At 40.0% G+C, this 25,119-nt stretch carries 23 protein-coding genes and 1 tRNA gene; 21 read left to right on the forward strand and 3 right to left on the reverse strand.

Annotated elements, in window-relative coordinates; all coding sequences use genetic code 11:
• The first annotated feature begins 45 nt into the window (after positions 1-45).
• The 6 genes from ACT170_RS02550 (at position 46) to ACT170_RS02575 (ending at position 4,255) form a co-directional block, all read left to right on the forward strand.
• Complete coding sequence (locus ACT170_RS02550) at positions 46-489, forward strand: flavodoxin (RefSeq protein WP_002883520.1); 444 nt, start codon at positions 46-48, stop codon at positions 487-489.
• A gap of 51 nt (positions 490-540) precedes the next feature.
• Entirely contained in the window at positions 541-2,076 is a 1,536-nt protein-coding gene (locus ACT170_RS02555) for a chloride channel protein (protein ID WP_444817992.1), read from the forward strand.
• A gap of 73 nt (positions 2,077-2,149) precedes the next feature.
• On the forward strand, positions 2,150-2,422 hold the full coding sequence (locus tag ACT170_RS02560) for a chorismate mutase (protein WP_013990705.1): 273 nt from the start codon (positions 2,150-2,152) through the stop codon (positions 2,420-2,422).
• A 9-nt stretch (positions 2,423-2,431) separates the two neighbouring features.
• On the forward strand, positions 2,432-3,658 hold the full coding sequence (locus tag ACT170_RS02565; protein WP_444817993.1) for a voltage-gated chloride channel family protein: 1,227 nt from the start codon (positions 2,432-2,434) through the stop codon (positions 3,656-3,658).
• 127 nt (positions 3,659-3,785) lie between these two features.
• Positions 3,786-4,133: a 50S ribosomal protein L19 gene (gene rplS / locus ACT170_RS02570; RefSeq protein WP_002883489.1), complete on the forward strand. Its 348-nt coding sequence runs from the start codon at positions 3,786-3,788 to the stop codon at positions 4,131-4,133.
• A gap of 50 nt (positions 4,134-4,183) precedes the next feature.
• Positions 4,184-4,255, forward strand: a tRNA-Arg gene (locus tag ACT170_RS02575).
• A gap of 247 nt (positions 4,256-4,502) precedes the next feature.
• Here the strand turns inward: ACT170_RS02575 and ACT170_RS02580 are convergent.
• Together ACT170_RS02580 and ACT170_RS02585 are read right to left on the reverse strand one after the other, a co-directional pair.
• The gene (locus tag ACT170_RS02580) at positions 4,503-5,048 is read right to left on the reverse strand and encodes a hypothetical protein (RefSeq protein WP_270333768.1); all 546 of its coding nucleotides are present in this window, start codon (positions 5,046-5,048) and stop codon (positions 4,503-4,505) included.
• A 75-nt stretch (positions 5,049-5,123) separates the two neighbouring features.
• The gene (locus ACT170_RS02585) at positions 5,124-5,300 is read right to left on the reverse strand and encodes a DUF3042 family protein (RefSeq protein ID WP_002883513.1); all 177 of its coding nucleotides are present in this window, start codon (positions 5,298-5,300) and stop codon (positions 5,124-5,126) included.
• Between the two features lie 75 nt (positions 5,301-5,375).
• Between ACT170_RS02585 and miaA the strand changes: the two genes are divergently transcribed.
• The 4 genes from miaA to ACT170_RS02605 all read left to right on the forward strand — a co-directional run bounded on the left by miaA (position 5,376) and on the right by ACT170_RS02605 (position 8,999).
• On the forward strand, positions 5,376-6,287 hold the full coding sequence (gene miaA / locus ACT170_RS02590; RefSeq protein ID WP_444817994.1) for a tRNA (adenosine(37)-N6)-dimethylallyltransferase MiaA: 912 nt from the start codon (positions 5,376-5,378) through the stop codon (positions 6,285-6,287).
• Between the two features lie 33 nt (positions 6,288-6,320).
• A complete protein-coding gene (locus ACT170_RS02595) occupies positions 6,321-6,821 on the forward strand; it encodes a GAF domain-containing protein (protein WP_288587044.1) in 501 nt (166 codons plus the stop codon).
• The gene (dnaX, locus tag ACT170_RS02600) at positions 6,821-8,473 is read left to right on the forward strand and encodes a DNA polymerase III subunit gamma/tau (RefSeq protein WP_014634396.1); all 1,653 of its coding nucleotides are present in this window, start codon (positions 6,821-6,823) and stop codon (positions 8,471-8,473) included. Before ACT170_RS02595 ends, dnaX begins: the two co-directional genes overlap by 1 nt.
• 340 nt (positions 8,474-8,813) lie before the next feature.
• Positions 8,814-8,999, forward strand: coding sequence for a DUF3272 family protein (locus ACT170_RS02605; protein ID WP_155211906.1), 186 nt, complete (start codon positions 8,814-8,816; stop codon positions 8,997-8,999).
• Here ACT170_RS02605 and birA read toward each other — a convergent pair.
• Complete coding sequence (birA, locus tag ACT170_RS02610) at positions 8,986-9,924, reverse strand: bifunctional biotin--[acetyl-CoA-carboxylase] ligase/biotin operon repressor BirA (protein ID WP_288587050.1); 939 nt, start codon at positions 9,922-9,924, stop codon at positions 8,986-8,988. The two genes, ACT170_RS02605 and birA, sit on opposite strands and share 14 nt — an antisense overlap.
• A gap of 279 nt (positions 9,925-10,203) precedes the next feature.
• Here birA and metK point away from each other — a divergent pair, with 279 nt between their 5' ends.
• The 11 genes from metK to galE all read left to right on the forward strand — a co-directional run bounded on the left by metK (position 10,204) and on the right by galE (position 25,096).
• On the forward strand, positions 10,204-11,397 hold the full coding sequence (metK, locus tag ACT170_RS02615) for a methionine adenosyltransferase (RefSeq protein ID WP_014634398.1): 1,194 nt from the start codon (positions 10,204-10,206) through the stop codon (positions 11,395-11,397).
• 667 nt (positions 11,398-12,064) lie between these two features.
• On the forward strand, positions 12,065-13,837 hold the full coding sequence (locus ACT170_RS02620) for a DUF4118 domain-containing protein (protein WP_084869581.1): 1,773 nt from the start codon (positions 12,065-12,067) through the stop codon (positions 13,835-13,837).
• Positions 13,834-14,751, forward strand: coding sequence for a hypothetical protein (locus ACT170_RS02625; protein WP_084869579.1), 918 nt, complete (start codon positions 13,834-13,836; stop codon positions 14,749-14,751). Before ACT170_RS02620 ends, ACT170_RS02625 begins: the two co-directional genes overlap by 4 nt.
• Positions 14,748-16,574, forward strand: coding sequence for a DUF2194 domain-containing protein (locus ACT170_RS02630; RefSeq protein WP_288587055.1), 1,827 nt, complete (start codon positions 14,748-14,750; stop codon positions 16,572-16,574). Before ACT170_RS02625 ends, ACT170_RS02630 begins: the two co-directional genes overlap by 4 nt.
• Positions 16,575-16,595: 21 nt before the next feature.
• Positions 16,596-18,002 (forward strand): GT4 family glycosyltransferase PelF, encoded by a 1,407-nt coding sequence (gene pelF, locus ACT170_RS02635; protein WP_288587057.1) that lies wholly within the window; start codon positions 16,596-16,598, stop codon positions 18,000-18,002.
• On the forward strand, positions 18,002-19,453 hold the full coding sequence (pelG, locus tag ACT170_RS02640) for an exopolysaccharide Pel transporter PelG (protein WP_288587059.1): 1,452 nt from the start codon (positions 18,002-18,004) through the stop codon (positions 19,451-19,453). Before pelF ends, pelG begins: the two co-directional genes overlap by 1 nt.
• Positions 19,450-21,216, forward strand: coding sequence for a CotH kinase family protein (locus ACT170_RS02645; protein WP_444817995.1), 1,767 nt, complete (start codon positions 19,450-19,452; stop codon positions 21,214-21,216). Before pelG ends, ACT170_RS02645 begins: the two co-directional genes overlap by 4 nt.
• Positions 21,206-21,934 (forward strand): polyphosphate polymerase domain-containing protein, encoded by a 729-nt coding sequence (locus tag ACT170_RS02650; RefSeq protein ID WP_022496457.1) that lies wholly within the window; start codon positions 21,206-21,208, stop codon positions 21,932-21,934. The genes ACT170_RS02645 and ACT170_RS02650 overlap by 11 nt, the downstream gene beginning before the upstream one ends.
• A 48-nt stretch (positions 21,935-21,982) precedes the next feature.
• Positions 21,983-22,654 (forward strand): DUF4956 domain-containing protein, encoded by a 672-nt coding sequence (locus ACT170_RS02655; protein WP_002890827.1) that lies wholly within the window; start codon positions 21,983-21,985, stop codon positions 22,652-22,654.
• A complete protein-coding gene (locus ACT170_RS02660) occupies positions 22,647-24,068 on the forward strand; it encodes a DUF4832 domain-containing protein (RefSeq protein ID WP_175057564.1) in 1,422 nt (473 codons plus the stop codon). Before ACT170_RS02655 ends, ACT170_RS02660 begins: the two co-directional genes overlap by 8 nt.
• A 14-nt stretch (positions 24,069-24,082) precedes the next feature.
• Positions 24,083-25,096 (forward strand): UDP-glucose 4-epimerase GalE, encoded by a 1,014-nt coding sequence (gene galE / locus ACT170_RS02665; protein ID WP_021144269.1) that lies wholly within the window; start codon positions 24,083-24,085, stop codon positions 25,094-25,096.
• Positions 25,097-25,119 lie beyond the last annotated feature (23 nt).

Here is a 25,119-nt window from a genome sequence, read left to right on the forward strand (position 1 = left end):
AGAAATATGATATAATATAGCTAATTTATTATTTTGGAGGACATTATGGCTTTAGCAAAAATCGTTTATGCCAGTATGACCGGTAACACGGAAGAAATCGCAGATATCGTTGCCAAAAAATTGGAAGAATTAGGTCACACTGTAGATGTAGACGAGTGTACAACGGTTGATGCCGCTGATTTTGAAGATGCGGACATCTGTATCGTAGCGACTTACACTTATGGTGATGGTGAGTTGCCAGATGAAATCGTTGACTTTTACGAAGATTTGGCTGACCTCGACTTGTCAGGTAAAATCTTTGGTGTTGTAGGTTCAGGAGATACCTTCTACGATTATTTCTGTCATTCAGTGGATGAGTTTGAAAATCAATTCACATTCACAGGGGCGACTAAGGGTGCTGATAGTGTCAAGGTTGACCTTTCTGCTGAAGATGAAGATATCGAAAACCTCGAAGCTTTCGCTGAAAAAGTTTCAGAAGCATTAGCATAAGAAAAAAGCAGAGTAAAGTCTGCTTTTATTGTAGTCAAAAATGGAGTTTTTATGAATGAAATAGAAAGAGATTTTAGGACGCAATCTCAACATCTCCTTTGGTCCGTTTGGCGAGGGCTATTAGTGGGGGTGACAGCAGGAGCAGTGGTCAGTCTTTTTCGTTGGTTAATTGCAAAAGGGTCTGCATTTTCTGTAGCTATTTACGAAGACGCCCTTCATAATCCACTTCTGATTCTGGGAATTGTACTTGTTAATCTTTTGATTGCCCTTTTTATTGGTTACCTTATTAAACAGGAAAAAGACATCAAGGGCTCAGGGATTCCTCACGTTGAAGGGGAACTGATGGGGCTTCTACATCCGTCCTGGTGGTCAGTTTTATGGCGTAAATTCCTAGGTGGAGTCCTTGGGATTTCAATGGGACTGATGTTGGGACGTGAGGGACCTAGTATTCAACTAGGTGCCATGACTGCTAAGGGATTAGCCAAGGGACTTAAGCTCTCTGCACGTGAGAAGCGTGTCTTGATTGCTGCAGGAGCAGCAGCAGGGTTATCGGCTGCCTTCAATGCCCCAATTGCTGGTCTTTTGTTTGTCGTCGAAGAAGTCTATCATCATTTCTCTCGTCATGTTTGGGTGACAGCTTTAACGGCATCTTTAGTAGCCAATGCTGTTTCCCTACGCATCTTTGGCCAGGTACCAGTCCTTGCTATGACAGAAAAATTACCCGTATTTCCTTTGAAAGATTATTGGATTCTTATTGTTTTGGGGATTTTTCTAGGTGTGCTTGGATACGGTTATGAGTGGGTTGTCTTACGTATTGGTAAGGTCTACCAAGGGTTAGGGAAAATCTTCCACTTGCCATCTCATTTTCATGGCCTCTTGGCAGTTCTGTTTATCATTCCTATTGGTCTTTATTTTCCACATCTTTTAGGTGGTGGGAATGAATTGATTCTTGCCCTAAATGGTTTACATCCTGCTCTAACTGTGGCTATCCTCTATTTGGCTATTCGCTTTATTTGGAGTATGTTGTCCTTTGGTTCAGGTTTTCCTGGTGGGATTTTCTTGCCGATTTTGACTCTAGGTGCTCTTTCTGGTAGCGTATTTGCGGCAGCTTTTGAAAATCTAGGATTCTTACAGGTAACTCAGTTCCCTATTTTTATCATTCTTGGTATGGCTGGTTATTTCGGTGCGGTATCTAAGGCACCGCTAACTGCTATGATTTTAGTGACTGAGATGGTGGGTGACCTTCACCAATTGATGACAATTGGAGTCGTAACCCTGATTGCCTATCTAGTTATGGATTTCATGGGAGGAGAACCTGTCTATGAAGCCATGCTTCACAATCTAATAGCTCACAAACCAGCGCAAGTTGATAATATACCGACGATGATTGACTTACCGGTTACAGATAGTCTAGCTGGTCGATTGGTTAAGGATTTAACCTTACCTGATGGGGTTTTGATTTCCACTCAGATTTTTCAAGACCAGTCTGAGGTTGTTCATGGAGACACACGTCTAAAAGCAGGAGCAACCCTGTATCTGGTTGTTAATGAAAGTAATATCAGTCAGGTAAGAAAACTCTTTTTATAAGCAATTCAATGGCTTGAGGCTCTTTTGTCCTCAGGTCATTTTTGTTATAATGGAGAGAAAAAAGGAGGTCAGTATGGACTTAAATGAGATTCGCCAACAGATTGATACCGTTGATAATGAGATTGTGGCTTTGTTGGAAGAACGTATGAAATTGGTAACTCGAGTAAGTGCTTATAAACAACGCACTGGAAAGGCGATTTATGATCCCGAACGAGAGCAAGCCTTGCTAGACAAAGTAGGCGCTAGTGTTCTTAATCCCGAATATAAAGAAGCTATCGTCGCAAGTTTTGCGGATATTATGAAGCATTCACGTACTTATCAAGCAAGTAAGTTAGAAGAAAAGTAGGCAACTAGGATGAAAGTAAGACAATTAAGTGATAGTCAAGGTCTTTCTTACTTACATTTAGTAATGTTAAGTCTTTATGCAATCTTGTTGGGGGTGCTTGTTGGACTGATTGATGCTGTTTTTGGGCGCGTGCTGATAGGACTCTCGGAATTTCGTGACCACCATCTCTTTTATCTAGTCCCGGCACTTCCTTTAGCAGGTCTTTTGATAGTTTACCTTTACCAAAAGTTTGCGGGTAAGGCAGCACAAGGAATGGGCTTGATTTTCAAGGTTGGACATAATGAGGAGGATCAAGTCCCCCTAAGGTTAATTCCACTGGTGACTGTAACTACATGGCTGACCCACCTTTTCGGGGGTTCTGCAGGTCGTGAGGGAGTTGCTGTACAACTGGGGGCCACAGTTTCTCATGCTTTTAGTCGCTATTTTAAGCTCCCGAATGCTTCACGTATTTTCTTGACCATGGGGATGGCCGCTGGTTTTGGAGGTCTCTTCCAAACACCAATCGCCGCGACCTTCTTTGCGCTTGAGGTATTGACTCTAGGACAGTTAAGTCTGCCAATCTTGGTACCGACTCTTATTGCATCTTTTGTGGCTAGTACGACAAGCCATCTCTTAGGTCTTGAAAAATTTAGCCACTTTGTATCTGAAAGTTTGACTATTGACCTTGAGACATTCGTCAAATTAGCTCTTTTAGGTCTGGCCTTTGGTCTAGCGGGAAATCTCTTTGCTTATCTCTTGTCACTAGCTAAAAAGAAAGTAGCAAGTCTGCTCCCAAATCCTTATTATCGTGTTCTCTTAGGAAGTGTCGTCTTAACCTGTCTTCTTTTGATTTTGTGGAAGGGACGCTATACAGGTCTTGGAACGAATTTGATTGCTTTAAGTGTTGGTGGTGGGACCATTTATCCATTGGATTGGCTCTTGAAATTGCTCTTGACCGTCTTTACCCTATCTCTTGGTTTCCAAGGAGGAGAAGTAACCCCTTTGTTTGCTATCGGTGCAAGTCTTGGTGCTGTTCTAGCACCAGTTCTGGGACTTCCAATTCCACTTGTAGCAGGTCTAGGCTATCTGTCTGTCTTTGGTAGCAGTACCAATACCCTTTTAGCCCCTATTTTCATTGGCGTTGAAGTCTTTGGTCCCGCTAATGCAGTCCCTTACGCGATTGTCATGGCTTTTGCTTATCTCATAAATCATAAGACGAGCATTTATGGACAACAAAAAATGCTAGAAATGCAATAAGATACTAGACATCCTGATAATTTTTTGATAAGATACTAAGAGTGTGTAATGGACACACAAAAATAACGGCTAATCCGCTGAGACACAGAGGTTGCTCTTAAGATTAGTAAGATAGGAGTATATAAAAATGAATCCATTGATCCAAAGTTTGACAGAAGGTCAACTTCGTACTGACATCCCATCATTCCGTCCTGGTGACACAGTTCGCGTTCACGCGAAAGTTGTCGAAGGAACTCGCGAACGTATCCAGATCTTTGAAGGTGTAGTTATTTCACGCAAAGGTCAAGGGATCTCAGAAATGTACACAGTTCGTAAAATTTCAAGCGGTATCGGTGTAGAACGTACTTTCCCAATCCACACTCCACGTGTTGAAAAGATTGAAGTTGTACGCTACGGTAAAGTCCGCCGTGCTAAACTTTACTACTTGCGTGCTTTGCAAGGTAAAGCTGCACGTATCAAAGAAATCCGTAAATAATTTACAGATTTCACATAAAAAATCTGTCCTCGTGGCAGATTTTTTCATAAGTCCTCTTAGTTAAATGGATATAACAACTCCCTCCTAAGGAGTCGTTGCTGGTTCGATTCCGGCAGGGGACATTTTTAAGCCTTTAAGCATGCGGTTTTAAAGCGATTTGTCCACATTTGTTTTATCTTTTTATCGTTATGTTCTTTATGGGCTTTTAACGAAAAGGTTTTAAGCTAGTTTGCCCAAAATTTAAGCTAAATGTATTTGACACCTATTGAATTATAGGTGTTTTTTTGATAAGCAAAAACCCTAGTCAGGATTAGTCCTAACTAGGGTTCAAAATAGAATACTGGTGATGTTTAGTATTCTGTTATCTCATTAATTGGAATTGGCAGTTGTGTCTGTGCTTGATGAAGCTTGTGGGTACTCGTAAGGATTGTTATCAACATCGTTAATCCATTCATTGCTCTGATCAGTTGAGCTTGAGCGATTACTTCCTCCGCCAGCACCTGGAGTGAAGGCTGCATCGTGACCTCCACCACCGCCTCCACTAATGGCATAAGAGCCGTCTTCTGGTCCGCCCCAACCTCGACCACCTTCAGCAGATTTTGGCTTTTCTTGATTTCCCTCTTGATGAGTTGTTTGGTTGTTTGTTTTCTGATTTGTTCCTTGAACTGAAGGAGATGCTTGGTCCTTATTTTCGTCTTTAGCATCTGTCTTATGATCTTCCGTCGAAGTAGCTGTTGATGATTTAGTATTCTCTTTTTTATGAGATGAGCTGCTTTTTGATGAAAGGCTGTGAGAGATGTGATGCGTTTTTGCTGTTGGCTTTACAGGTTCTTTTAAATGTTTTGATAAAAAACCGAAGAGAAAGAAGAAAGCTAGCAAAGAGAAGGTGATGATATTATATTTTTTTCTTTTCAAATTTGGCTCCGTTCCTAGTCATAGATGAAGAGTTAAAAATAACAGAAAAAAACCAGGTTTCCCTGGTTCTCATTATTAGCGGCTTACACGACGGCGAGCTGCTTTTTTACGGTTTTCTTCGATGAAAGCCAATTTCTTTTCTTCTGGTTCGATAATGGTTTTCTTAACTGCGAAGACAGCACCTGCTACAGTAGCAGCAGTTCCGATAACGCCAGTAGCGACACCTTTAGCGAATGAATGTTTTTTAGCCATGAGACTATCCTCCGTATATGTTATAATATGCTTATATTATCTAAAAAAATATCTAGAATAGCAAGTGAAAACATTATGAAAACCAAACTTATTGTAGTAGCTGGTCCTACTGCTGTGGGAAAAACAGCGCTTGGAATTGAATTGGCCAAGCGTTTTAATGGCGAAATTATTTCAGGAGATAGCCAGCAGGTTTACCGACAATTGAATATAGGAACCGCCAAGGCCACTCCTGAAGAGCAGGCAGCAGCAGTACATCATCTGATTGATGTTCGCGATGTTGATGAGACCTATTCAGCTTATGATTTTGTGACAGAGGCAGAGGCTGCCATTACTGATATCGTTAGTCGTGGTAAACTGCCTATTGTAGTAGGAGGAACAGGTCTCTATTTACAAAGTCTTCTAGAAGGGTATCACCTAGGGGGACAGGTGGATCAGGAGCAGGTCTTAGCCTATCGCACGGAATTAGAGCAATTATCTGATCAGGAACTTTTTGAAAAAATTGATAACTTAGGTCTTGAGATTAAAGAGATTAACCGTCGGCGTGCTATTAGAGCACTTGAGCTTTATCGTTTTTCGGAGAATCTTGAAAATACTGAGACGACTTATGATCCCTATCTTATCGGATTAGATGATGAACGTTCCTTGATCTATGACCGCATCAATACACGAGTAGATAAGATGGTTGAACATGGTCTCTTGGAAGAGGCCAAGTGGCTGTACGATAATTATCCTGATGCCCAGTCAGCTCGTGGTATAGGCTACAAGGAGTTGTTTCCTTATTTTGCTGGGAACCAGAGTTTGGACGAAGCCTTGGAAAAACTCAAGCAAAATACGCGTCGATTTGCTAAACGGCAATTAACCTGGTTCAGAAATCGAATGACTGTTAAGTTCTATCAGATTTCTAGTCCAGAATATCCTGAAAATGTTGTTCAAGATCTTGAATTATTTTTAAATGAAAGGGAAGGAGAAAAGGTAGGTCAATCTTAGTTTTAAGAACCAATCTTTGCTATAATGGTAGTTATGACTAACGAAGAAAAAAAATCAGCCTATGAATTAATGCTAGCACAGGCTAAAGTGCTTTTTGCCAATGAAGACAATGCTTTGGCCAACTTTTCTAATGCCTCAGCTCTCTTGAATACAACCCTGCCAAATTCTGTGTTCACAGGCTTCTACCTGATGGATAATGACAAGAATGAGTTAATCCTTGGTCCTTTCCAAGGTAATGTTTCTTGTGTTCGAATTGCCCTAGGTAAGGGTGTTTGTGGCCAGTCTGCAGCAGAAAATAGAACCCTAATTGTCGAAGATGTCACCAAACACGACAATTACATCGCTTGTGATTCCGCTGCTCGAAGTGAAATTGTTGTACCAATGGTAAAAGATGGCAAATTAGTTGGTGTTCTCGATTTGGATTCTCACCAAGTAGGAGACTATAACCAAGTAGACCAAGATTATCTTGAAGCATTTGTCAAAATTTTACTTGAGAAAACCGAGCTTACATTTGGAATGTTTGAGGTAAACTAATGTATCAAGCCTTATATCGTAAATACCGTAGTCAAACCTTTGGCGAAATGGTTGGTCAAAAAGTGATATCAACCACGCTCAGACAGGCGGTAGAGTCAGGGAAAATCAGCCATGCCTATCTCTTTTCAGGGCCACGTGGTACCGGTAAAACCAGTGCGGCGAAAATCTTTGCCAAGGCTATGAACTGTCCTAATCAAGTTGATGGTGAGCCTTGTAATCACTGCGATATTTGTCGCGATATTACTAACGGAAGTCTTGAAGACGTGATTGAAATTGATGCCGCATCAAACAATGGTGTAGATGAGATTCGTGAAATCCGTGATAAGTCAACCTATGCCCCAAGTCGTGCGACTTACAAGGTCTATATTATCGACGAGGTTCACATGCTTTCGACAGGTGCCTTCAATGCTCTTTTGAAAACCTTGGAAGAACCAACCGAAAATGTTGTCTTTATTCTAGCGACCACTGAATTACATAAGATTCCTGCAACCATCCTCTCTCGCGTTCAACGTTTTGAGTTTAAATCGATTAAGCAGGGAGCTATTAAAGAGCATTTGGCTTCAATTCTGGAAAAAGAAGGATTAACCTTTGATGATGAGGCTTTGACCATTATTGCTCGTCGTGCGGAAGGTGGTATGCGTGATGCTTTGTCAATCTTAGACCAAGCACTGAGTCTGTCTCCTGACAATCATGTCAGCCAAGCCGTAGCTGAAGAAATCACTGGTTCTATCGGTTTAACAGCCCTAGACAGTTTTGTCGCTAACGTTCGCAATCAAGAGACTACGCAAGCTTTATCAAATCTCGAAACTCTTTTTGATAATGGTAAGTCTATGAGCCGTTTTGCGACGGATCTCTTGGAGTATTTCCGTGATCTTTTGATTGTCAAAGCGGGCGGAGAGAACAGTCACCATAGTCCCCTTTTTGAAGAGAATCTTTCTTTGGAGCAAGACCGACTTTTCCAATTGATTGACTTGGTTACAAGTGCCTTGCCAGAAATTAAAACTGGAACACATCCTAAAATCTATGCGGAAATGCTGACTATAAAATTGTCAGAGACTCATACTCAGGTTTCACAAGAAATCCCAGGGAATTTACAAGAAGAGTTAGATAGTCTTCGTCGCGAGGTAGAAGGTCTACGTAAAGCTCTTAAAGAGGGCAAAGTCCAAGGAGAAGTAGCACCAACTCGAAAAGTCAAACCTGCTTATCAGTACAAGGTGGATCGTGAAAAGATTCTCACGATTATGCGTGAAACCATGGAAAATCCTCAGAAATCACGCCAGTGTCTGGATGCCCTAAAGGCAACTTGGCCTGAAATCTTGGATTCTATCAGCCCACAAAATAGGGCACTTTTGAATGGTTCCGAGCCTGTATTAGCCAATCAAGAAAATGCTATCCTGGCATTTAATGCTGCCTTTAATGCTGAGCAGGTCATGAAACGCAGTGATCTCAATGATATGTTTGGTAATATCATGAGTTCAGCTGCCGGTTTCTCACCTAATATTATGGCTGTTCCAAAAGCAGAATTTGAAAAACTCCGTACAGAATTTGCACGCAGTCTCAAATCCAAAGAAGAATTGGAAAAAGAAGATCGTGAAGAATATATCCCGCAAGAACTTGAATTTCTCTCTGATGTAGTAGAAATAGAGGACTAAAAAGGTCCAGTGGACCTTTTTAGGTCCGAGCCAAGAAACACAAAAGCGAGGCTGTCCAGTTGACCTTTTTTGGTCCGAGCCAAGAAACACAAAAGCGAGGCTGTCCAGTTGACCTTTTTAGGTCCGAGCCAAGAAATGCAAAAGCGAGGATGTCCAGTTGACCTTTTTAGGTCCGATCCCGGAAATAGAAAAGCGAGGCTGTCCAGTTGACCTTTTTTGGTCCGAGCCTAGAGTGGGATTTGTTTGATTTCTGGAGCTGATAATTGGAAGGCCCATCCGTGTAAAATGAAAAGAGCCTAGACTGCTTGTCCTAGGCTCTATCTATTGATATAATAATCTTATGATTCAACAAATTTTGTTTATTACGCTTGAAACTATTTTTGAAACGATTTGTTTTAATTACAGTTTACAGCACGGCTATTACTTTTTTACAGCCTTTTTTGGTTATTTACTATTTCGTCGTCTTTGGACAACCTACGTTGTTTCACGCATTGCGCGTGCAGCCGACAAATCTACCAAGAAGTGAGACTCACTTCGCCAGCGGTCAACCATTTTTCCTGACCATCATTAGTAAGAACGAGAAGTTGGCCCTTATCGCCAATTTCCTTGGCAATACCAGTATAAGTCTTTCCAGCTTGTTCAAAGGTCACTTGTTTGTCTAAAACGAGGGACTTTTCTTTATAAACTTTGACCAAATCGCTTGTAGGAATGGTTAAAAAGAGTCTCCAAATTTCTGAAATGAGCTGGTTTCGAGTGATGCTTGGTTTTCCAGAAGTAAAAAGACTAGTAGCTTTATTAGCTAACTCTTCAGGAAAATCACTGATTGAGAAGTTAAGCCCAACCCCGATAATGACATCTGTGATGCGACCAGATTCGATAGAACTAATGGCTTCGGTAAGGATACCAGCCATTTTTTTGTTGTTGAGGTAGATGTCATTAACCCATTTGATTTCTGTATTGATGCCAGTTAGACGCTGGATAGCTTTGACAATAGCAGCGGCCACCATCATCGTATAAGGAGGTAACTCCTCAAAATGACAGTTGGGCTTTAAGTGGATACTCATGTAGATACCACCTTGTGGACTGGCAAAGAAGTGACGTTCAAATCGTCCTTTGGCTGCCTTTTGACTTGATGCCAGGTAAAGTGCAGGCGTCGGATTATTCTTTTCCATGCCATGTTTAGCATCTAGTTGGGTAGAGTTAGAATCTGGATTAAAGTGGACTGGAATGTTGAGTTGCTTAGAGATGTCTTGAGGAAGAAGAATATCTCCCTTTTCTAAATAGTAGCCTTTCTTGCGGACACTTGTAATGTCAATTCCTTGTTCTTGAAGTGTTTGAATTGCCTTCCAAATGGCTGTCCGTGAGACACCAAGGCTTTTAGCCAAGCTCTCTCCCGTTACAAAGTCAGGACTCTTCGATAAGATGTCATAAACGTGTTCATAAGTTTTCATATCCTAAGTATAATACAAATGATGGCAAAATGCTCACTATAACTTATTGATAAGTCTTGATAATAAATAACTATATGACTAGACTGAAAAAACATGATATAATGGACAGTAGTTATTAAGTCCCGATAAGGCAACAGTCATCCTAGAGTTGGCTGTTGGTTCTTTGTAACTTTTTAACGGCGTCTAGCTCCATTAGGAGTATAGCGTTTTACCTATTAGGAGACGGTTAAATCCGTGCTATCTAATACTATTTTTCATATTAAAAGGGGGACATTTTATATGTCAGAACGTAAACTTTTCACGTCTGAATCAGTATCTGAGGGGCATCCAGATAAAATTGCAGACCAAATTTCAGATGCCATTCTTGATGCGATTTTAGCAGAGGATCCAGATGCACACGTTGCAGCAGAAACTGCTGTCTACACTGGTTCTGTCCATGTTTTCGGTGAGGTTTCTACAACAGCTTATGTGGACATTAACCGTGTGGTTCGTGATACTATCGCTGAAATTGGTTATAACAATGCAGAGTACGGCTTTGCGGCAGAATCTGTTGGGGTTCACCCATCATTGATTGAACAATCTCCAGATATTGCTCAAGGTGTTAATGAAGCACTTGAAGTTCGTGGAACTGGTGATCAAGATCCACTTGATCTTATCGGAGCTGGCGACCAAGGTTTGATGTTTGGTTTTGCTATTGACGAAACTCCAGAGTTTATGCCACTTCCAGTTAGCCTCTCACATAAATTGGTTAAAAAATTGGCAGATTTGCGTAAATCTGGTGAGATTTCATACCTTCGTCCAGATGCTAAATCTCAGGTTACCGTTGAGTATGATGAGAACGACCAACCAGTACGTGTTGATACAGTCGTTATCTCAACGCAACACGATCCTGAAGCGACTAACGACCAAATTCGTCAAGATGTCATTGAAAAAGTCATTAAGGCAGTTATTCCTGCCGAATACTTGGATGATGAGACTAAATTCTTTATCAACCCAACAGGTCGTTTTGTTATCGGAGGACCTCAAGGGGACTCTGGTTTGACTGGTCGTAAGATCATTGTGGATACTTATGGTGGATACTCAAGACACGGTGGTGGTGCTTTCTCTGGCAAAGATGCCACTAAGGTTGACCGTTCAGCTTCATATGCAGCTCGCTACATTGCCAAAAATATCGTAGCTGCTGGTCTTGCTAAGAAAGCAGAAGTACAATTGGCTTATGCTATCGGTGTTGCCAACCCTGTGTCTGTCCGTGTTGATACCTTCGGAACGGCTACAGTTGCTGAAAGTAAACTTGAAGCTGCTGTCCGCGATCTCTTTGACTTGCGTCCGGCAGGTATCATTCAAATGCTGGATCTTAAACGTCCTATCTATCGTCAAACAGCGGCCTATGGTCACATGGGACGTACGGACATCGATCTTCCATGGGAAAAATTGGACAAGGTAGATGCCCTCAAAGCGGCTGTAGAAGCTTAAAAAGATTTAATATTACTTTCAATTTAATAATATCAAAGTAACAGAATTTAATTTTTTTGAATTCTGTTTTTTTGTTTTGAAAATAAATAATATGAATTTTCTGACTTCAAACACTTGTAAAGCCTATGAATTGAGTGATTTAAGGATAAAAACTAATAGCTATAGATAAATTCTTTTGGTGAAAACCTTTGAAAGGAGTTGAAAAATAAGAATAAATTGCTATAATAAGAGTGACGATGTAAATATAAAACTAGAGTCATTTTAGATTGATAGAGTAAGAAGAAATACCTTTAAATAAGGTTTAACAGGTGTTAGATAATCTAAAGTGATCTGGTTAGTTTGTGATTTCTTGGGGAAGCTAATCAACATAACAAGATATTTAGTCAGTTAATTTAATCTATTCTTTAATAATATTAATTTACGTTAATGTTTATTTAGAATGATCTTGTTCTTTCTTATATTTTTAAAATCTTTAAGAATCTTCGAAAGAGATTCAGATGAGAGTTACGTGCTCACTCATTGGGGAGGAGGCCATAACTTTCAAAGAGCTTTCTTAAGAAAGGCATTACATGGTGGTCTTGAGATTATTGGGAAATACTTGAGACTAATGATTAGAATGGGTAGAGAGTGTAGTTAAGGGGACACTCTTAAAAGTGGGGAGAAGTTTATGAATATTTTGATACTTGGTAATACTGCTGGATTAACAAACGATTTCATTTTGAAAACGTTTCCTAATCAAGCAGTTTTTATTTTTGGTCATACAGGTGTAAAGAACTCTCGTAAGAATAAAATCACCGTATATACCAAACATTATGAGAACAATCAATTAGAAGATGTTTTTGATTTTCATGATTATGATCAAATCATCTATTTTTCGGAATATCTCAATTATGGACATGAAAGTTCAGGGGAGATTGAAAATCTCATCAGATTGTTAGAGTGTCTTAAAGATAGAAAAAACAAACGTTTACTTTACATTACAGGTCCTGTCCTTGAGGATGGGAAACGAAGCTTACAGACGACAACTAAGGATACCTTATTATCTTGGACTCGAGAATTTGGGGTCAACCTTAAAGTTCTGCATAGTCCCTTTCTTTATTCAGTCATTAATAAAGAAGATTATCTATATAAACTGTTTGTACGTTTAGACGATCATGAGCAGGTGGAGTTGAAGGAGTCATCACAAAGTCAGGCGACTTTTATCAGTCTATCTGACTTGGGAGATTTGCTTCACAAATTATGTGAGCGATGGAATGACATCTATGAAAGTATTATTATTCCGGATCCCTTCCAACTGACTTTTGGTGAGCTCTTGCAAGCTTTGGATAAATATTTCCCTAACAAGCAGGTTCATTTCTTAGAGGAAAGAAGAATTAGGAAATATGATAACGATCCTGAAAAGCACCATGATTTGCGTGATCGATTCGCTTGGTTTATGCGTTATGCCTTGGTGCGTGACTTGCCAGATATTTACGAAGACTATCAAAAGCAGCGAAAAGGTTCTTTACGTGTTTCTAAGTTCCGCAATATCGTAGATAATATCGTTAAGCAAAAGAGAAATAAGAAACTTGCTGCGGTTGTCGCGACCTTCTTAGTCTTTGAAGCCTTTCGATATATGACTCAAGGTCAGTTACAGTTTCAATTGATTGACCTACGTTTGCTCTTTGTTGTCTTGATTAGTACAGTTTTGGGCATGGGTTATGGCTTGTTCTCAGCAGTCCTTGCAATTATTGGTTTGACAATTAGTCAAATTTTGTCTGGAACTAGCTGGCAATTACTTCTATATAATACGGATCGTTGGGTTGCTTTTATTGCCTATATCTTTATCGCTGTTGTTTGTGGTTTTGTGGAAATGAAGAAAAAAGATGACAAGCTACAACTAGACAAACAATTGGAAACAGTTAAGGAAGACTATCTTATCCTTAATCAATCCTACCATACATTACTCAATGAAAATAAAGACCTGAAAAATGCCTTGTTGGCAAGTCAAGATGGTCTTGGAAAAGCCTATTCTTACTTTGTGACCTTAGATCATGCTAGTGTTGAGAAGGTTCTTAGACAGACGATTGATTTGGTTTCAGAGATTTTGAATGCTCCTGTTTCACTTTATGGTGGTGGTCCTTTCCAATATGAGCTCCTTTTGGGAGATAACGATAAGAAGCAAGTATCTTTGACAGATTTTAAAGAAGTTGGAGATGCATTCGGTCATGGACGTGTCTGGGCTAATAAATCATTGCTTGAGAATCGTCCAGCTTATGCCATGGAAGTTAAGACCAAGGCAGAGGGTACCTTTATCATTTGGGTAGAGGCTGTTCCTTTTGAAGCTATGTCTACTAAAGTGTTAAACGAGCTTGAGGTTCTTTCAAAAATGAGTCGTTCTTTCATTGAAAAGGCAGAACTTCTTGAACAAGCTAGTTATCAAGGGAGGGTTGCACAATGATTCCAGTCCTAATTACTAGTATTTTAACGGTTTGTTACTTCCTATCTATAGCACTTGTCTATAAGGCTATTGTCAGTGGCAGATCTGATTTAACCATTTTTTACTTGATTTTCCCAATTGCTTTACCTTTCTTTGGTGCCGGTCTGATTCATATGATTTCTAAGCCAAATCCTGGTAGACACCGTCGTGGTCAAGAAGCAGCAGTTGGTGGCAAAATTAAAGATTTGACCATTGATTTTGGAAATATCGATGATTTTCAACGTCCTAAGGAATTGGTTGAAGAAGACATCGTTCCTCTTGAAGAATCTCTCTATTTGAATAAGGCTAAGGAAGCTCGTCAGCAATTGATGGAATTGGCTAATAATGATCCATCTCATTTTATGGATTTGCTCTACTTGGCTCGCTTAAATGAGGACAGTGAAATTGTTCACTATGCGACAACCTTTATTTCTGAAATTTCAAGTCAATACGATGAGAAGTTGAGTGCCTTTGAGAAACGTTTTGAAAAGGGTGAAGCAGACTTTGACCTCTTAACCGAGTATTGTGATTTTATGGAAGATTACCTCTCTAAAGAACTTCTAAGTAAACAAATGGAAGGTTTGCTTCGTAAGGAGTACGAGGAACGTCTCTTGCAAAAACTTAGTCACGGAACGACTGCTAAAGACTTAGTGAGAGTTATCCATAATGAACTAGCTCTTGGTTTGTATGATTTGGCTCAAAAGCATTTGACGCAGCTTTCAATTAAATCAAATGCGGATGATGTGTATTATTTGTATTTGGAATATTACTATCAAACTGGTCAGTTTGATGAATTTAAGAACATGATTCGTGAGATGCAAGGCAAACAGGTTGTTCTTTCTAAGGACAAGCAAGATCTCTTGAACTTCTGGCAAGGAAAAGAGGTGATGGCATGAAATTAGGTAAAAAGAATGTTATCCGCAAAGAAACCTTGCTAGGGGTTGGCCTTATTTTGTGTCTGGCCATTGGACTCTTTGTACAAAAGAAGGGGGAATGGTACCCAACTCAAGGTAAGGAAGCCTATCTTACCGGAAAAGTACCATCTACGGCCTCAGTGGTCAAAGATTTAGATAAAGATACGCTGGTTCTTTATGATAGTGAAAACGATACGAGTCAAAGGGCTTGGAAACAGTTCGAGCAAATTCTAAAAGATATGCGTATGGGAGCTAAGTTAGTCGATGTGGCTAAACACGAGTCCTATTCACTTTCAGACTATAAAAAAGTAGTCCTTCTTGTCACTGACCTTTCTCGAATGGAGGACCAGGTTCAGCCACTAATGGACTGGACTGAAAAAGGTGGTCAAACACTTTTTGCAGTAACCATGGGGAAAGAAAGTAATCTGGATGCCATTGATCACAATCTCGGCGTGAGTTATTCCAATTTTGAGATGGATGAGGTCAAGGAAATCTACGTGGATCCTGACTTTATGATTGGTGGGGGACGCAATTATAAAATTGAAGAACCTTTTGAGTCAGCTAGAAAAGTCTCACTTGAAAGTGATGTTAAGGTACATGCTAAAACAACAGATGATTCTCATACACCGTTGATTTGGGAAAAATCATACGGCAAAGGGAAGTTTGTTGTTGATAACCTTGGAATTTATGAGCGTAATGTCCGTGGTATTTATGCCGCTTCCTATAGTCTTTTATCTGAAGCGACAGTTTATCCGGTAATCAATGGTTCTACCTATTATATAGATGATTTCCCATCACCTGTTCCAGCTGGAGATGGTCGTTTCGTTAAACGTGACTACGACATGTCTGTGTCTGAATTTTATACCAATGTTTGGTGGCCAGACCTTCTTAAGCTGCACGAAAAGTATGGTATTGTTCATACAGGTGTGGTCATTGAAAACTATGAGGCCCAGACAGATGGTAAAATTGTTCAACAAAATGATTTAGATCGTTTCAAGTATTTTGGAAATTCGCTTTTGGCTAATGGCGGTGAACTTGGTTATCATGGTTACAACCACCAACCTTTGAGTCCTTCATCTGTTAATTATGGTGAAAAGTATGCCAGCTACAAGACTTGGAAGGATAAGGCTGCTATGAAGGCCAGTCTGTCTGAGTTGATTCGTTTTGTCAACCAACTCTTTCCTAAAACGCAAAAATCAGTCTACGTTCCACCATCAAATATCCTTTCAAAAGAAGGGCGAGAGGTAATCGTTAATGATTTCCCAGAAATCAAGGCTATCTCAAGTAACTATTTCCCAGGAGATTTCACTTATTCGCAAGAGTTTGAAGTGTCACCTGATGGAATGATTGAAGAGCCACGTACAGTTTCTGGTGCGGTTTGGGACGATTTCTCACAGATGACGGTCTTTTCTGAAATGAATATGCACTATGTCAATAACCATTTCCTTCACCCTGATGACGTTCTTGATGTCGATCGTGGTGCAGAATTGGGTTGGGCAAAGATGTATAAGGCCTTGGACAAGGAAGTTAGTTGGGTCCACAATATGTCACCTTCGCTCAGGAATCTAACAGGTTCAGAATTAGCAGGTGCTGTTCAGCGTTACGGTATTTTGAAAGTTTCTCAAAAATATACCAAAGACGCCCTAAAAATTGATCTTGAGAATTTTCATGATCATGCTTACCTTATGGTTCGTTTAAATCAAAACGAGGTTAAGAAGGTAAAAAATGGTAAGGTTACGCATTTAACGGGTGATCTTTACCTATTGGAGGCTACGAATAAGTCAGTCACCATCACATTAAAATAAGGCAAAATAGGGGAAATGCCGATGAAGATATGTTTAATTCTTGAAGGGTCCTATCCGTATGTTCACGGTGGTGTCTCTACTTGGATGCATCAATATATTACAGAAATGAAAGAGCATGAATTTGTTCTCTGGGTTGTGGGGGCAACACATGAGCAAAAGGGAAAGTTTGTTTATGAACTTCCTGAAAATGTCGTAGAAGTACACGAAGTCTTTTTGGACTATGTTGTGCCAGATAAAGAAGAAGACATAGAGCCACATCAGTTTACAGATGAGGAAAAACAAGCGCTTAAAGATATGGTTTTTTGTCAACAACCTGATTGGAAGGTCTTGTTTAAACTTTTACAGGATGGTAAGGTCGTTCCTAACGATCTCTTGAGTAGTGAGGCCTTTTTTCAGGTCTTGAAGGATCTCTGTAGTGAACGCTACACGCAACTATCTTTTTCAGATGTTTTTCACACAATCCGTTCTATGCTGTTTCCACTTTTAAATATTTTATCTTGTCCACCTCCTGAAGCAGATGTTTACCACTCAATCTCTACAGGTTATGGTGGTATTCTTGCAACTTTGGGCAGTTTGACCTATGACAAACCTCTGTTCTTAACTGAACACGGGATTTATACACGTGAACGTGAGGAAGAATTGCTTCGTGCCAAGTGGGTTTTACCTACAATGCGCCAACAGTGGGTAAGATTCTTCTATATGTTGTCTGATGCGATTTATCAAAATGCTGAAAAAATTACCAGCCTCTTTACTAAGGCCAAGGAAATTCAGATTGAGATGGGTTGTGATCCAGAGAAATGTCAGGTTATTTCAAACGGGATTGACTACGATGCTTTTTCACAAATTCCTTTGAAAGAACCAGATGGTTGGATTGATATCGGAGCCGTGGTTCGTTTGGCTCCAATTAAGGACATCAAAACCATGTTGTATTCTTTCTACGAACTAGCTCAGCAAGTGCCAAATGTTCGTTTGCATATCATGGGTGGCATAGATGACCAAGAATATGCGGATGAGTGTTTTAGCTTGGCCGATAAGATGGATTTGGGAGATCGTCTCCTATTCACTGGTCGTGTTAATATTCGAGAATATATGAAGAAAATTGATTTTACGCTTTTGAGTAGCCTTTCTGAAGGTTTGCCACTTTCTGTTTTGGAATCAATGGCGGCTAGCCGTCCTTGTGTGACGACAGATGTCGGATGTTGTCGAGAATTACTTGAAGGTCGTGAGGATGACAATTTAGGGATTGCAGGATTTTGTGCGCCACCTACTTGTACAGGGCCTCTTGCAGAAGCTATGAAGAAGATGGCGATTAATGATGCTAGACGTCTTGAAATGGGTGAAATTGCGCGTAAGCGAGTTGAGGCGATATATCAATATCCGCAAATGATCGGTCAGTACCGACGCTTATATGAGGAGGTGGCTGTTTAATGGCCGGTATTGGATTTGAATTACGTAAAATTTACAACGAGGATAGCCTTTTTTCAAAACAAAAGGCCTACGCTTATGCTGGAATTGTTTATACCGGTCCTATGCTTTTGGGGATTTTGCTTACAGCTGGTGTCGTTGTTCTAACAATGGTCGCGGGAATCAGTGAAAATGAGCGTGATTATATTCTTTCAAACTTAACTTACGCTATTATCTTTTCACTCGTGATTACCAGTCTCTTTTCTCTGGTGGTAACTCGCTTTGTTGCGGACATGCTCTACGAGAAGAAATTTGAGACTATTATCCCTTCATTTTATGCGTCGAGTGCCTTGATGCTTATAATTGGGACACCGCTGTATGCGATTTATCTAGCCTTGGCTAGTCGAAGCTTAGCAGAAGTGGCTATGGGAGTTTTGCTCTTTGGTGAGCTCTGTCTCGTTTGGAATGTTATTACCTACTTGACAGCGATTAAATCCTATAAAGAAATTATCAAAGGTTTCTTTTTAGCGATTGGTGTGACGGTTGTCTCTGGGTTACTTAGTATTTTCCTACATCAAAAGTATGGTATCTTCCTAAGTGTTTGTTTGGGATACGGTGGAATGATGTTTTGGATGGTTCGTCTCATCCATGACTATTTCCCATCTAATCTTAAAATGTCCTTTGAGTTTTTGAAATGGTTTGATCAATTTTCTGATCTTGCCAAGACAGGGCTATACATGTTGGTAGCACTCTTTGCTCATATTATTATTAACTGGTTTGGGCCAATTAGTAAGAGTTTTGACGGCTTCTTCCGTACAGCTCCAGTCTACGATGTGCCAGCCATGCTAGCCTACTTAACGACTTTGGTATCAACACTTAATTTCGTTATGTCTGTCGAGGTTTCCTTCTATCCGCATTTCCGACGTTATTTTAACCTCTACAATGAAGAGGGAAGTCTTTCGGATATCCAGGAAGCTGAAACTCAAATGCTGGATGTCATGAGTAACGAGCTCAAATATGTTTTTTGGAAACAATTGCTAGCGACAATTTTCATCATGTTCTTCGGAAGCGTGGCCTTGACTTACTTACCAATAGGTTTTAACAATCAAATGCATGGGTACTTTTTAACGCTATGTCTGGCTTATGGCCTCTATGCTGTTGGTAATGTAAATATCTTGCTATTGATGTATTTTGCAGATTATAAGGGGGCCAAGAAACTTGCCAAACACTTTGCTATTTTGACAGTAGTTTTGAGTTTTGGTTCTCAGTTCTTGGACTCAGCCTTCCTAGGCTATGCCTTCTTGATTTCTTCTTTAGTTCTTTTCATTAAAAGTGGTCAGGAAATCGATAAATACACAAGTGATCTTCAGTATCATTTCTTAGGAAGCCAAGCCATGGTATCTAAGAAAGACGTGGGCTATTTTGAAAAATGGACTGAGCGTTTAGAAAACGTACAAAAGAGGTGGGGGAAATGAATAGGAAAAAGAGTTTAGCAGCAGTTTTGTTGCTCTGTACGGTCTTTGGTTTTACAGCATGCGGGACCAAGGAGCAAACAAAAAACGGTGTGACAACTAAAAAAGTAGATAAACAAGCGGCCACTGATATCTCTAATGTACACTTAAGAGACAAAAAGAGTCTCTATGATAAGGATCATACAAAGGTAACGACCATGTACCTGACTGTACGTCGTGGAGATGCTACAGAAAATCAAAATCACTCATGGTCTGAGGTCAACCAATATTCCGTTGAAGATTATCAGAAAATGCATGTTAAACGATATCAAGTAGCAGGGCTCCTTCAAGTTGGTAACGAGGACGGTCCCGTCTCTGGTGAGTTAGGTTATGACCAAGACGTGCCAAATGCTAGTGTTCAGATTCGTGGGGAAAGTTCAAGTAAGAACGCCCAAAAGAACTACAAAATCAAGATTAAAAAGAACAAGGGTGAGTGGAACGGTCAACGTACAATCAACCTTAACAAACACCAGACTGAAGCCCTTCGCTTTAGAAATAAGTTGTCCTATGATCTAATGGAAGAGATTGCACAACTCATGGGTGCTAGAACTAGTTTTGTTCACCTCTACGTTAAAGATGAAACCTCTGACAATCCTTCAGGTAAATTTGAAGATTATGGTCTCTACACGCAAGTCGAACAGATTAATAAAAACTATCTAAAAGATCATGGTCTGGATGAAAATGCCAACCTTTATAAACCAAACTTCTTCGAATTCTTCCGCTATGAAGATACGATTGTTAAAGAAGATGATCCTAAATTCGATAAGGATAAATTCGAGAAACTTTTGGAAATCAAAGGTAGCCATGATCACACCAAACTTATTGATTTTCTAACCAAGCTCAATGATCCATCAGTGAAGATTGAAACTATCATGGACAAGTATGTAGATCCTGAGAATATCCAATATTGGATGGCCTTCCAGATGTTGCTTGGTAATGATGATACACAGAGTCGTAACATGTATCTCTATAGCCCACAAAACTCAACCAAATGGTACATCATTCCTTGGGATAACGATAGTATCTTGATGAAGAATGAACGTCGTTTGGTAAGTAAGGACAGTGACCAAGCTAATAGCTGGGAAGTCGGTGTCAGCAACTATTGGGGTAACCAACTTTTCCAACGTTTGCTCAAATCAAAAGAGTTCCGCAAGGGACTAGATGAGAAGATGGATGAGCTACGTAAGACAATTACTGGTGACAAGATTTCTTCAATGAGTAATGAATACGCAGCAGTCATTAAACCTTACCTAGCTAAGATGCCTGACCAAATGCATGCTAAGACAACACCTGATAATTACGACAAGATTTTGGCAGATTTGCCAAATGAGTTGGAGAACAACTACAAGATTTACAAAACAAGTCTTGAAAAACCACAACCATTCTTTATCAATAAGCCGGAAGTGGCCAATAACAAATTGAAATTAAGTTGGGGTGCCTCTTACGACTTTAATAACAGCAAGTTGACTTACACTGTAGAGTTAGCTAAGGACTATGAATTTAAAGACAAGGTCTTTGAAAAATCTGGTCTCAAAACTCTCAGTGCTGAAACAGATACCTTGCCTAAGGGACAATATTTTGTACGTGTGACTGCAACGAATGAAGCAGGACAATCACAACGTGCCTTTGACTACTATGTCAATAGTGATAACTCTAAACAATTTGGTATCATGAGCTTCTTTGTCCTTGAAGATGGAAAAATTGGGGTAGATGGTTATGAAGACTAAAGAGAAGCCCTTTCGCCATGAGTTGAAATATGTCATTGGTGAACCAGAAAAGGCTCTGCTGACTGAGCGTTTTAAACCTTTGATTCAATTGGATAAGCATGCGACAAATGGTGGTTATACCATTCGGAGTCTTTATTTTGACGACTATTGGAATAGTGCCTATGCTGAAAAAGATGCAGGTATTCTGGTTCGAAAAAAATATAGGATTCGTATCTATAATTTCGGTACCAATAGTATCAAACTAGAGCGTAAGAAAAAGGTAGATACCTACATTTTGAAAGAGGATGCACCTCTAACCGTTGAAGAAGTTTATAAAATTATTGATGGGGACTATGACTTTCTCTTAAAAAGTCCATATCCTCTCTGTCAGGAATTTTACTATGAATGCGTTAGTAACATGATGCGTCCACGGACCATCGTTGACTATGAGCGAGAGCCGTGGGTCTATGACTTTGGAACAGTTCGCTTAACCTTTGACCAAAATGTTAGAGTAGCGGTTGGAAGTTTTGATATTTTTGATCCAGACTTACCAACAATTCCAGTCATTGATCCAGAAAAGATGGTTTTCGAAGTTAAATACACAGAGTATCTGCCAAAGATTGTCCAGAGTGTCTTGCCAGGGAAAGCAGACATGATGGCTGTCTCTAAGTACGTATTGGCTTATGAAAAATCTCAGTATCTAAATGGTTTTGAATACTGGGAAGATGGGAATATATAAATAGGAAGAGGCTAAGTTTGGAAGAACTTAGTATAAAAAGGGGAGTTTATGAGTGTTCAAGACTTTATAAAAAAATCTATTTTGCAGTCTGATAACTATGCGACGCAATCACCGTTTCGTATTGTTATCGTCCTGCTACTTGCCTTGTTGATTGGAGCCTTTATCTATAAGGTTTACCAGCATTTCTTTACAGGCGTTATCTATTCACGCAGTTTTGCCATGACCTTGGTCGGTATGACCTTGCTCACGTCAATGGTAACACTGGCAATCAGTTCAAACATCGTTATCTCACTTGGTATGGTCGGTGCCCTCTCTATCGTCCGTTACCGTACCGCTGTTAAGGATCCTATGGACTTGCTCTACTTGTTCTGGGCAATTACCTCAGGGATTACGGTAGGGGCAGGTATGTATGTCCTAGCCGTTGTAACGTCTATCGTTATCCTTTTAATGCTTATTGTCTTTAGCCGCTTGCAAGAGACTGGTAAGGTGTATATCGCTGTGGTTCACTTTGATGGTGAGCACACAGGTGACAAAGTTATTCAAGAACTTGGTCGCATCAAGCACTTTATCAAGTCTGAAACTATGCGAAAAGACAGTGTTGAGATGGCTATTGAAGTCTTTGTGAAAAATAACGACCTTACCTTCGTTGAAAACATTAAATCTATCGAAGGTGTCAAAGACCTTACGCTGATCCAATACAACGGCGAATACCATGGCTAGAAGACGTGAGAAGAAAAGTTGGAGTAGTCGAAAGAAGAAACTTTGGCTCGTCATCTGTCTAATCATCATTACGAGTGGTCTTTATGCCATTTTTGTGTATTTAAATACCAGAAACACAGGTACCAAGTTTGAATATACGCTTTCAGACAAGAGTTTTGGGAATCCGCTCATGGGTTATGTCCCTTCAGCTGAAGAAAAAACAGTTTCTGAAGACATTCACCTAGTCTATGTTGATATTACATGGAAAGAATTGGAACCTAAAAAGGGCCACTATAACTGGGAAACAATTGAAGAAAGTAACCAGTTTAAACGATGGAAGAAAGAAGGCAAGCAGGTCGTCTTACGTTTCTTGCTAGATTACCCTGGCAAATCAAGTCATAAGGATATCCCTAACTGGTTGGGAAATGAAATTTCTGACCTTGGGGATGCTTATAGCACATCCTACGGTAAGGGATTTTCACCAAATTACCAAAATAAACGGCTTAGAAAATACTATAAAGATGCTGTTACTGCTATGGGACAGCGTTGGGGCAATGATGATTTTATCGCCTACATCGAGCTTGGTGGCCTAGGCCACTGGGGTGAGTGGCATGTTCACTCAGATGCGGGCATTCGCCAATTGCCACGAAAAGAAGTTCGTAAGGACTACATTGCTCCGTTTCAACCAGCCTTTCCTAAAGCAAAGATTCTTATGAGAAGACCTTTTGATACAGGTTTGGAAGGTGATTTTGGAATCTACAATGATGTCTTTGGAGACAAATCAGCAACTAAAACCTGGTTAAATTGGATTCAAAATGGTGGATCATATGATCAAACCCAAGAGCAAGCTGCCTTGAAAGCCATGCCTAAGGCCTGGGAGAAAGCACCAATCGGTGGTGAATTAACAAGTTCGCAGTCTATGTCTACTTTGCTTGGTAATAACTTAGACGAGCTTACAGATGAAGCCAAAGCAGCTCATTTGACCTTCTTGGGTCCAAAGGTTGCTGAAGATATTGGTGACGGGCAAGCTGCTTATAAGGAACTCTTGAAGAACATGGGCTACCGTCTCTGGGTATCAGGTTTGACAATTTCCAAAGGAGAGAGCAAGGTTGAAATTACCCTTAATTTGGAAAATTCTGGGGTTGCCCCTTTATATGGGGATTGGCCTGTGGTATTATACTTGTGTAATGCTAATGGTAAGGTTCTTCAAGCCCAACAACTTGATTGTCGTTTGTCAGAATTGCTTCCAGATCAAACAACTGAACTTAAGGCAAGTTTCGCCTATTCCAAAGATCAGAATTATCAGGTGAAGCTAGGAATTCTATCTCCAATGACACAAGAGCCTTCGGTTCATTTTGCCATGAAAGGTTTTGAAGGAGAAGTCATGCCTAAATTAGCAACGATTCAAAAGGATCAAAAAGGCACTGACAAGTAAGAAAGGAAAAATATATGTCTATTTTAATTACAGGAGGAGCTGGCTATATCGGTAGCCACACAACCGTTGAACTCCTTAATGCAGGTTTCGATGTAGTCTTAGTTGACGACTTTTCAAATAGTTCGCCAGCAGTTCTTGAACGTTTGGAAAAGATTACTGGTAAAAAATTTCCATTTTATCAAGGTTCCATTTTAGATACTGATTTTTTGGATAAGGTTTTTACAAATGAAGATATTGAGTTAGTTATTCACTTCGCGGCCTTCAAGGCAGTGGGAGAATCTGTTCAAAAACCTTTGAAATATTATAAAAACAATATCAGTGGTACCATTACTCTTCTTGAAAAAATGAAAGAATATGATGTTAAAAACATCGTCTTCAGTTCAAGTGCAACAGTTTACGGTACTAATAATCCTTCTCCAATGACGGAAGATATGCCAACGTCAGCTATTAACCCATACGGTTATACTAAGTTGATGATGGAACAAATTCTTACAGACGTAGCTGCTTCAGATCCGTCATGGTCAGTCACAAATCTTCGTTATTTCAATCCTATCGGTGCTCATGAAAGTGGTTTGATTGGGGAATTGCCAAACGGTATTCCAAACAACTTGATGCCATATATTACACAGGTAGCTATTGGTAAACTTCCTGAGCTTAACGTCTTTGGGGATGACTATCCAACTCCAGATGGTACAGGTGTGCGTGACTACATTCACGTCCTTGACTTGGCCTCAGGTCACTTGGCTGCTGTCAAATATAATTTGAGTCATAAAGGTGCTGAGATTTTCAACTTGGGTACTGGACATGGTTATAGCGTATTGGATCTCGTTAAGACTTTCGAAGCTGAAAACAAGGTTGCTATTCCATACCGTATTCAAGGACGTCGTGCTGGTGATATTGCTACTTGCTATGCCTCTCCTGAAAAGGCCAAAGAAGTTCTTGGCTGGGAAGCTAAGAAGACCTTGAAAGAAATGGTTAGAGATTCTTGGCGTTGGCAAACGACTAACCCTAACGGTTATGAAGACTAAGTTGCATAACTCAAATTATAAGT

This window comes from Streptococcus sp. cx1 (assembly GCF_052384325.1).
Taxonomy (GTDB): domain Bacteria; phylum Bacillota; class Bacilli; order Lactobacillales; family Streptococcaceae; genus Streptococcus; species Streptococcus salivarius_G.

Bases quoted from the DNA above. Each gene is read 5' to 3' on its own strand.
- birA (WP_288587050.1), bottom strand. From the start codon at position 9,924: ATGAAAACTTATGAACACGTTTATGACATCTTATCGAAGAGTCCTGAC.
- metK (WP_014634398.1), top strand. From the start codon at position 10,204: ATGTCAGAACGTAAACTTTTCACGTCTGAATCAGTATCTGAGGGGCAT.
- ACT170_RS02660 (WP_175057564.1), top strand. From the start codon at position 22,647: ATGGCTAGAAGACGTGAGAAGAAAAGTTGGAGTAGTCGAAAGAAGAAA.
- ACT170_RS02555 (WP_444817992.1), top strand. From the start codon at position 541: ATGAATGAAATAGAAAGAGATTTTAGGACGCAATCTCAACATCTCCTT.
- pelF (WP_288587057.1), top strand. From the start codon at position 16,596: ATGAAGATATGTTTAATTCTTGAAGGGTCCTATCCGTATGTTCACGGT.
- ACT170_RS02595 (WP_288587044.1), top strand. From the start codon at position 6,321: ATGACTAACGAAGAAAAAAAATCAGCCTATGAATTAATGCTAGCACAG.
- dnaX (WP_014634396.1), top strand. From the start codon at position 6,821: ATGTATCAAGCCTTATATCGTAAATACCGTAGTCAAACCTTTGGCGAA.
- pelG (WP_288587059.1), top strand. From the start codon at position 18,002: ATGGCCGGTATTGGATTTGAATTACGTAAAATTTACAACGAGGATAGC.
- ACT170_RS02625 (WP_084869579.1), top strand. From the start codon at position 13,834: ATGATTCCAGTCCTAATTACTAGTATTTTAACGGTTTGTTACTTCCTA.
- ACT170_RS02550 (WP_002883520.1), top strand. From the start codon at position 46: ATGGCTTTAGCAAAAATCGTTTATGCCAGTATGACCGGTAACACGGAA.
- rplS (WP_002883489.1), top strand. From the start codon at position 3,786: ATGAATCCATTGATCCAAAGTTTGACAGAAGGTCAACTTCGTACTGAC.
- ACT170_RS02630 (WP_288587055.1), top strand. From the start codon at position 14,748: ATGAAATTAGGTAAAAAGAATGTTATCCGCAAAGAAACCTTGCTAGGG.
- ACT170_RS02655 (WP_002890827.1), top strand. From the start codon at position 21,983: ATGAGTGTTCAAGACTTTATAAAAAAATCTATTTTGCAGTCTGATAAC.
- galE (WP_021144269.1), top strand. From the start codon at position 24,083: ATGTCTATTTTAATTACAGGAGGAGCTGGCTATATCGGTAGCCACACA.
- ACT170_RS02565 (WP_444817993.1), top strand. From the start codon at position 2,432: ATGAAAGTAAGACAATTAAGTGATAGTCAAGGTCTTTCTTACTTACAT.
- ACT170_RS02585 (WP_002883513.1), bottom strand. From the start codon at position 5,300: ATGGCTAAAAAACATTCATTCGCTAAAGGTGTCGCTACTGGCGTTATC.
- ACT170_RS02560 (WP_013990705.1), top strand. From the start codon at position 2,150: ATGGACTTAAATGAGATTCGCCAACAGATTGATACCGTTGATAATGAG.
- miaA (WP_444817994.1), top strand. From the start codon at position 5,376: ATGAAAACCAAACTTATTGTAGTAGCTGGTCCTACTGCTGTGGGAAAA.
- ACT170_RS02645 (WP_444817995.1), top strand. From the start codon at position 19,450: ATGAATAGGAAAAAGAGTTTAGCAGCAGTTTTGTTGCTCTGTACGGTC.
- ACT170_RS02650 (WP_022496457.1), top strand. From the start codon at position 21,206: ATGAAGACTAAAGAGAAGCCCTTTCGCCATGAGTTGAAATATGTCATT.
- ACT170_RS02620 (WP_084869581.1), top strand. From the start codon at position 12,065: ATGAATATTTTGATACTTGGTAATACTGCTGGATTAACAAACGATTTC.
- ACT170_RS02605 (WP_155211906.1), top strand. From the start codon at position 8,814: ATGATTCAACAAATTTTGTTTATTACGCTTGAAACTATTTTTGAAACG.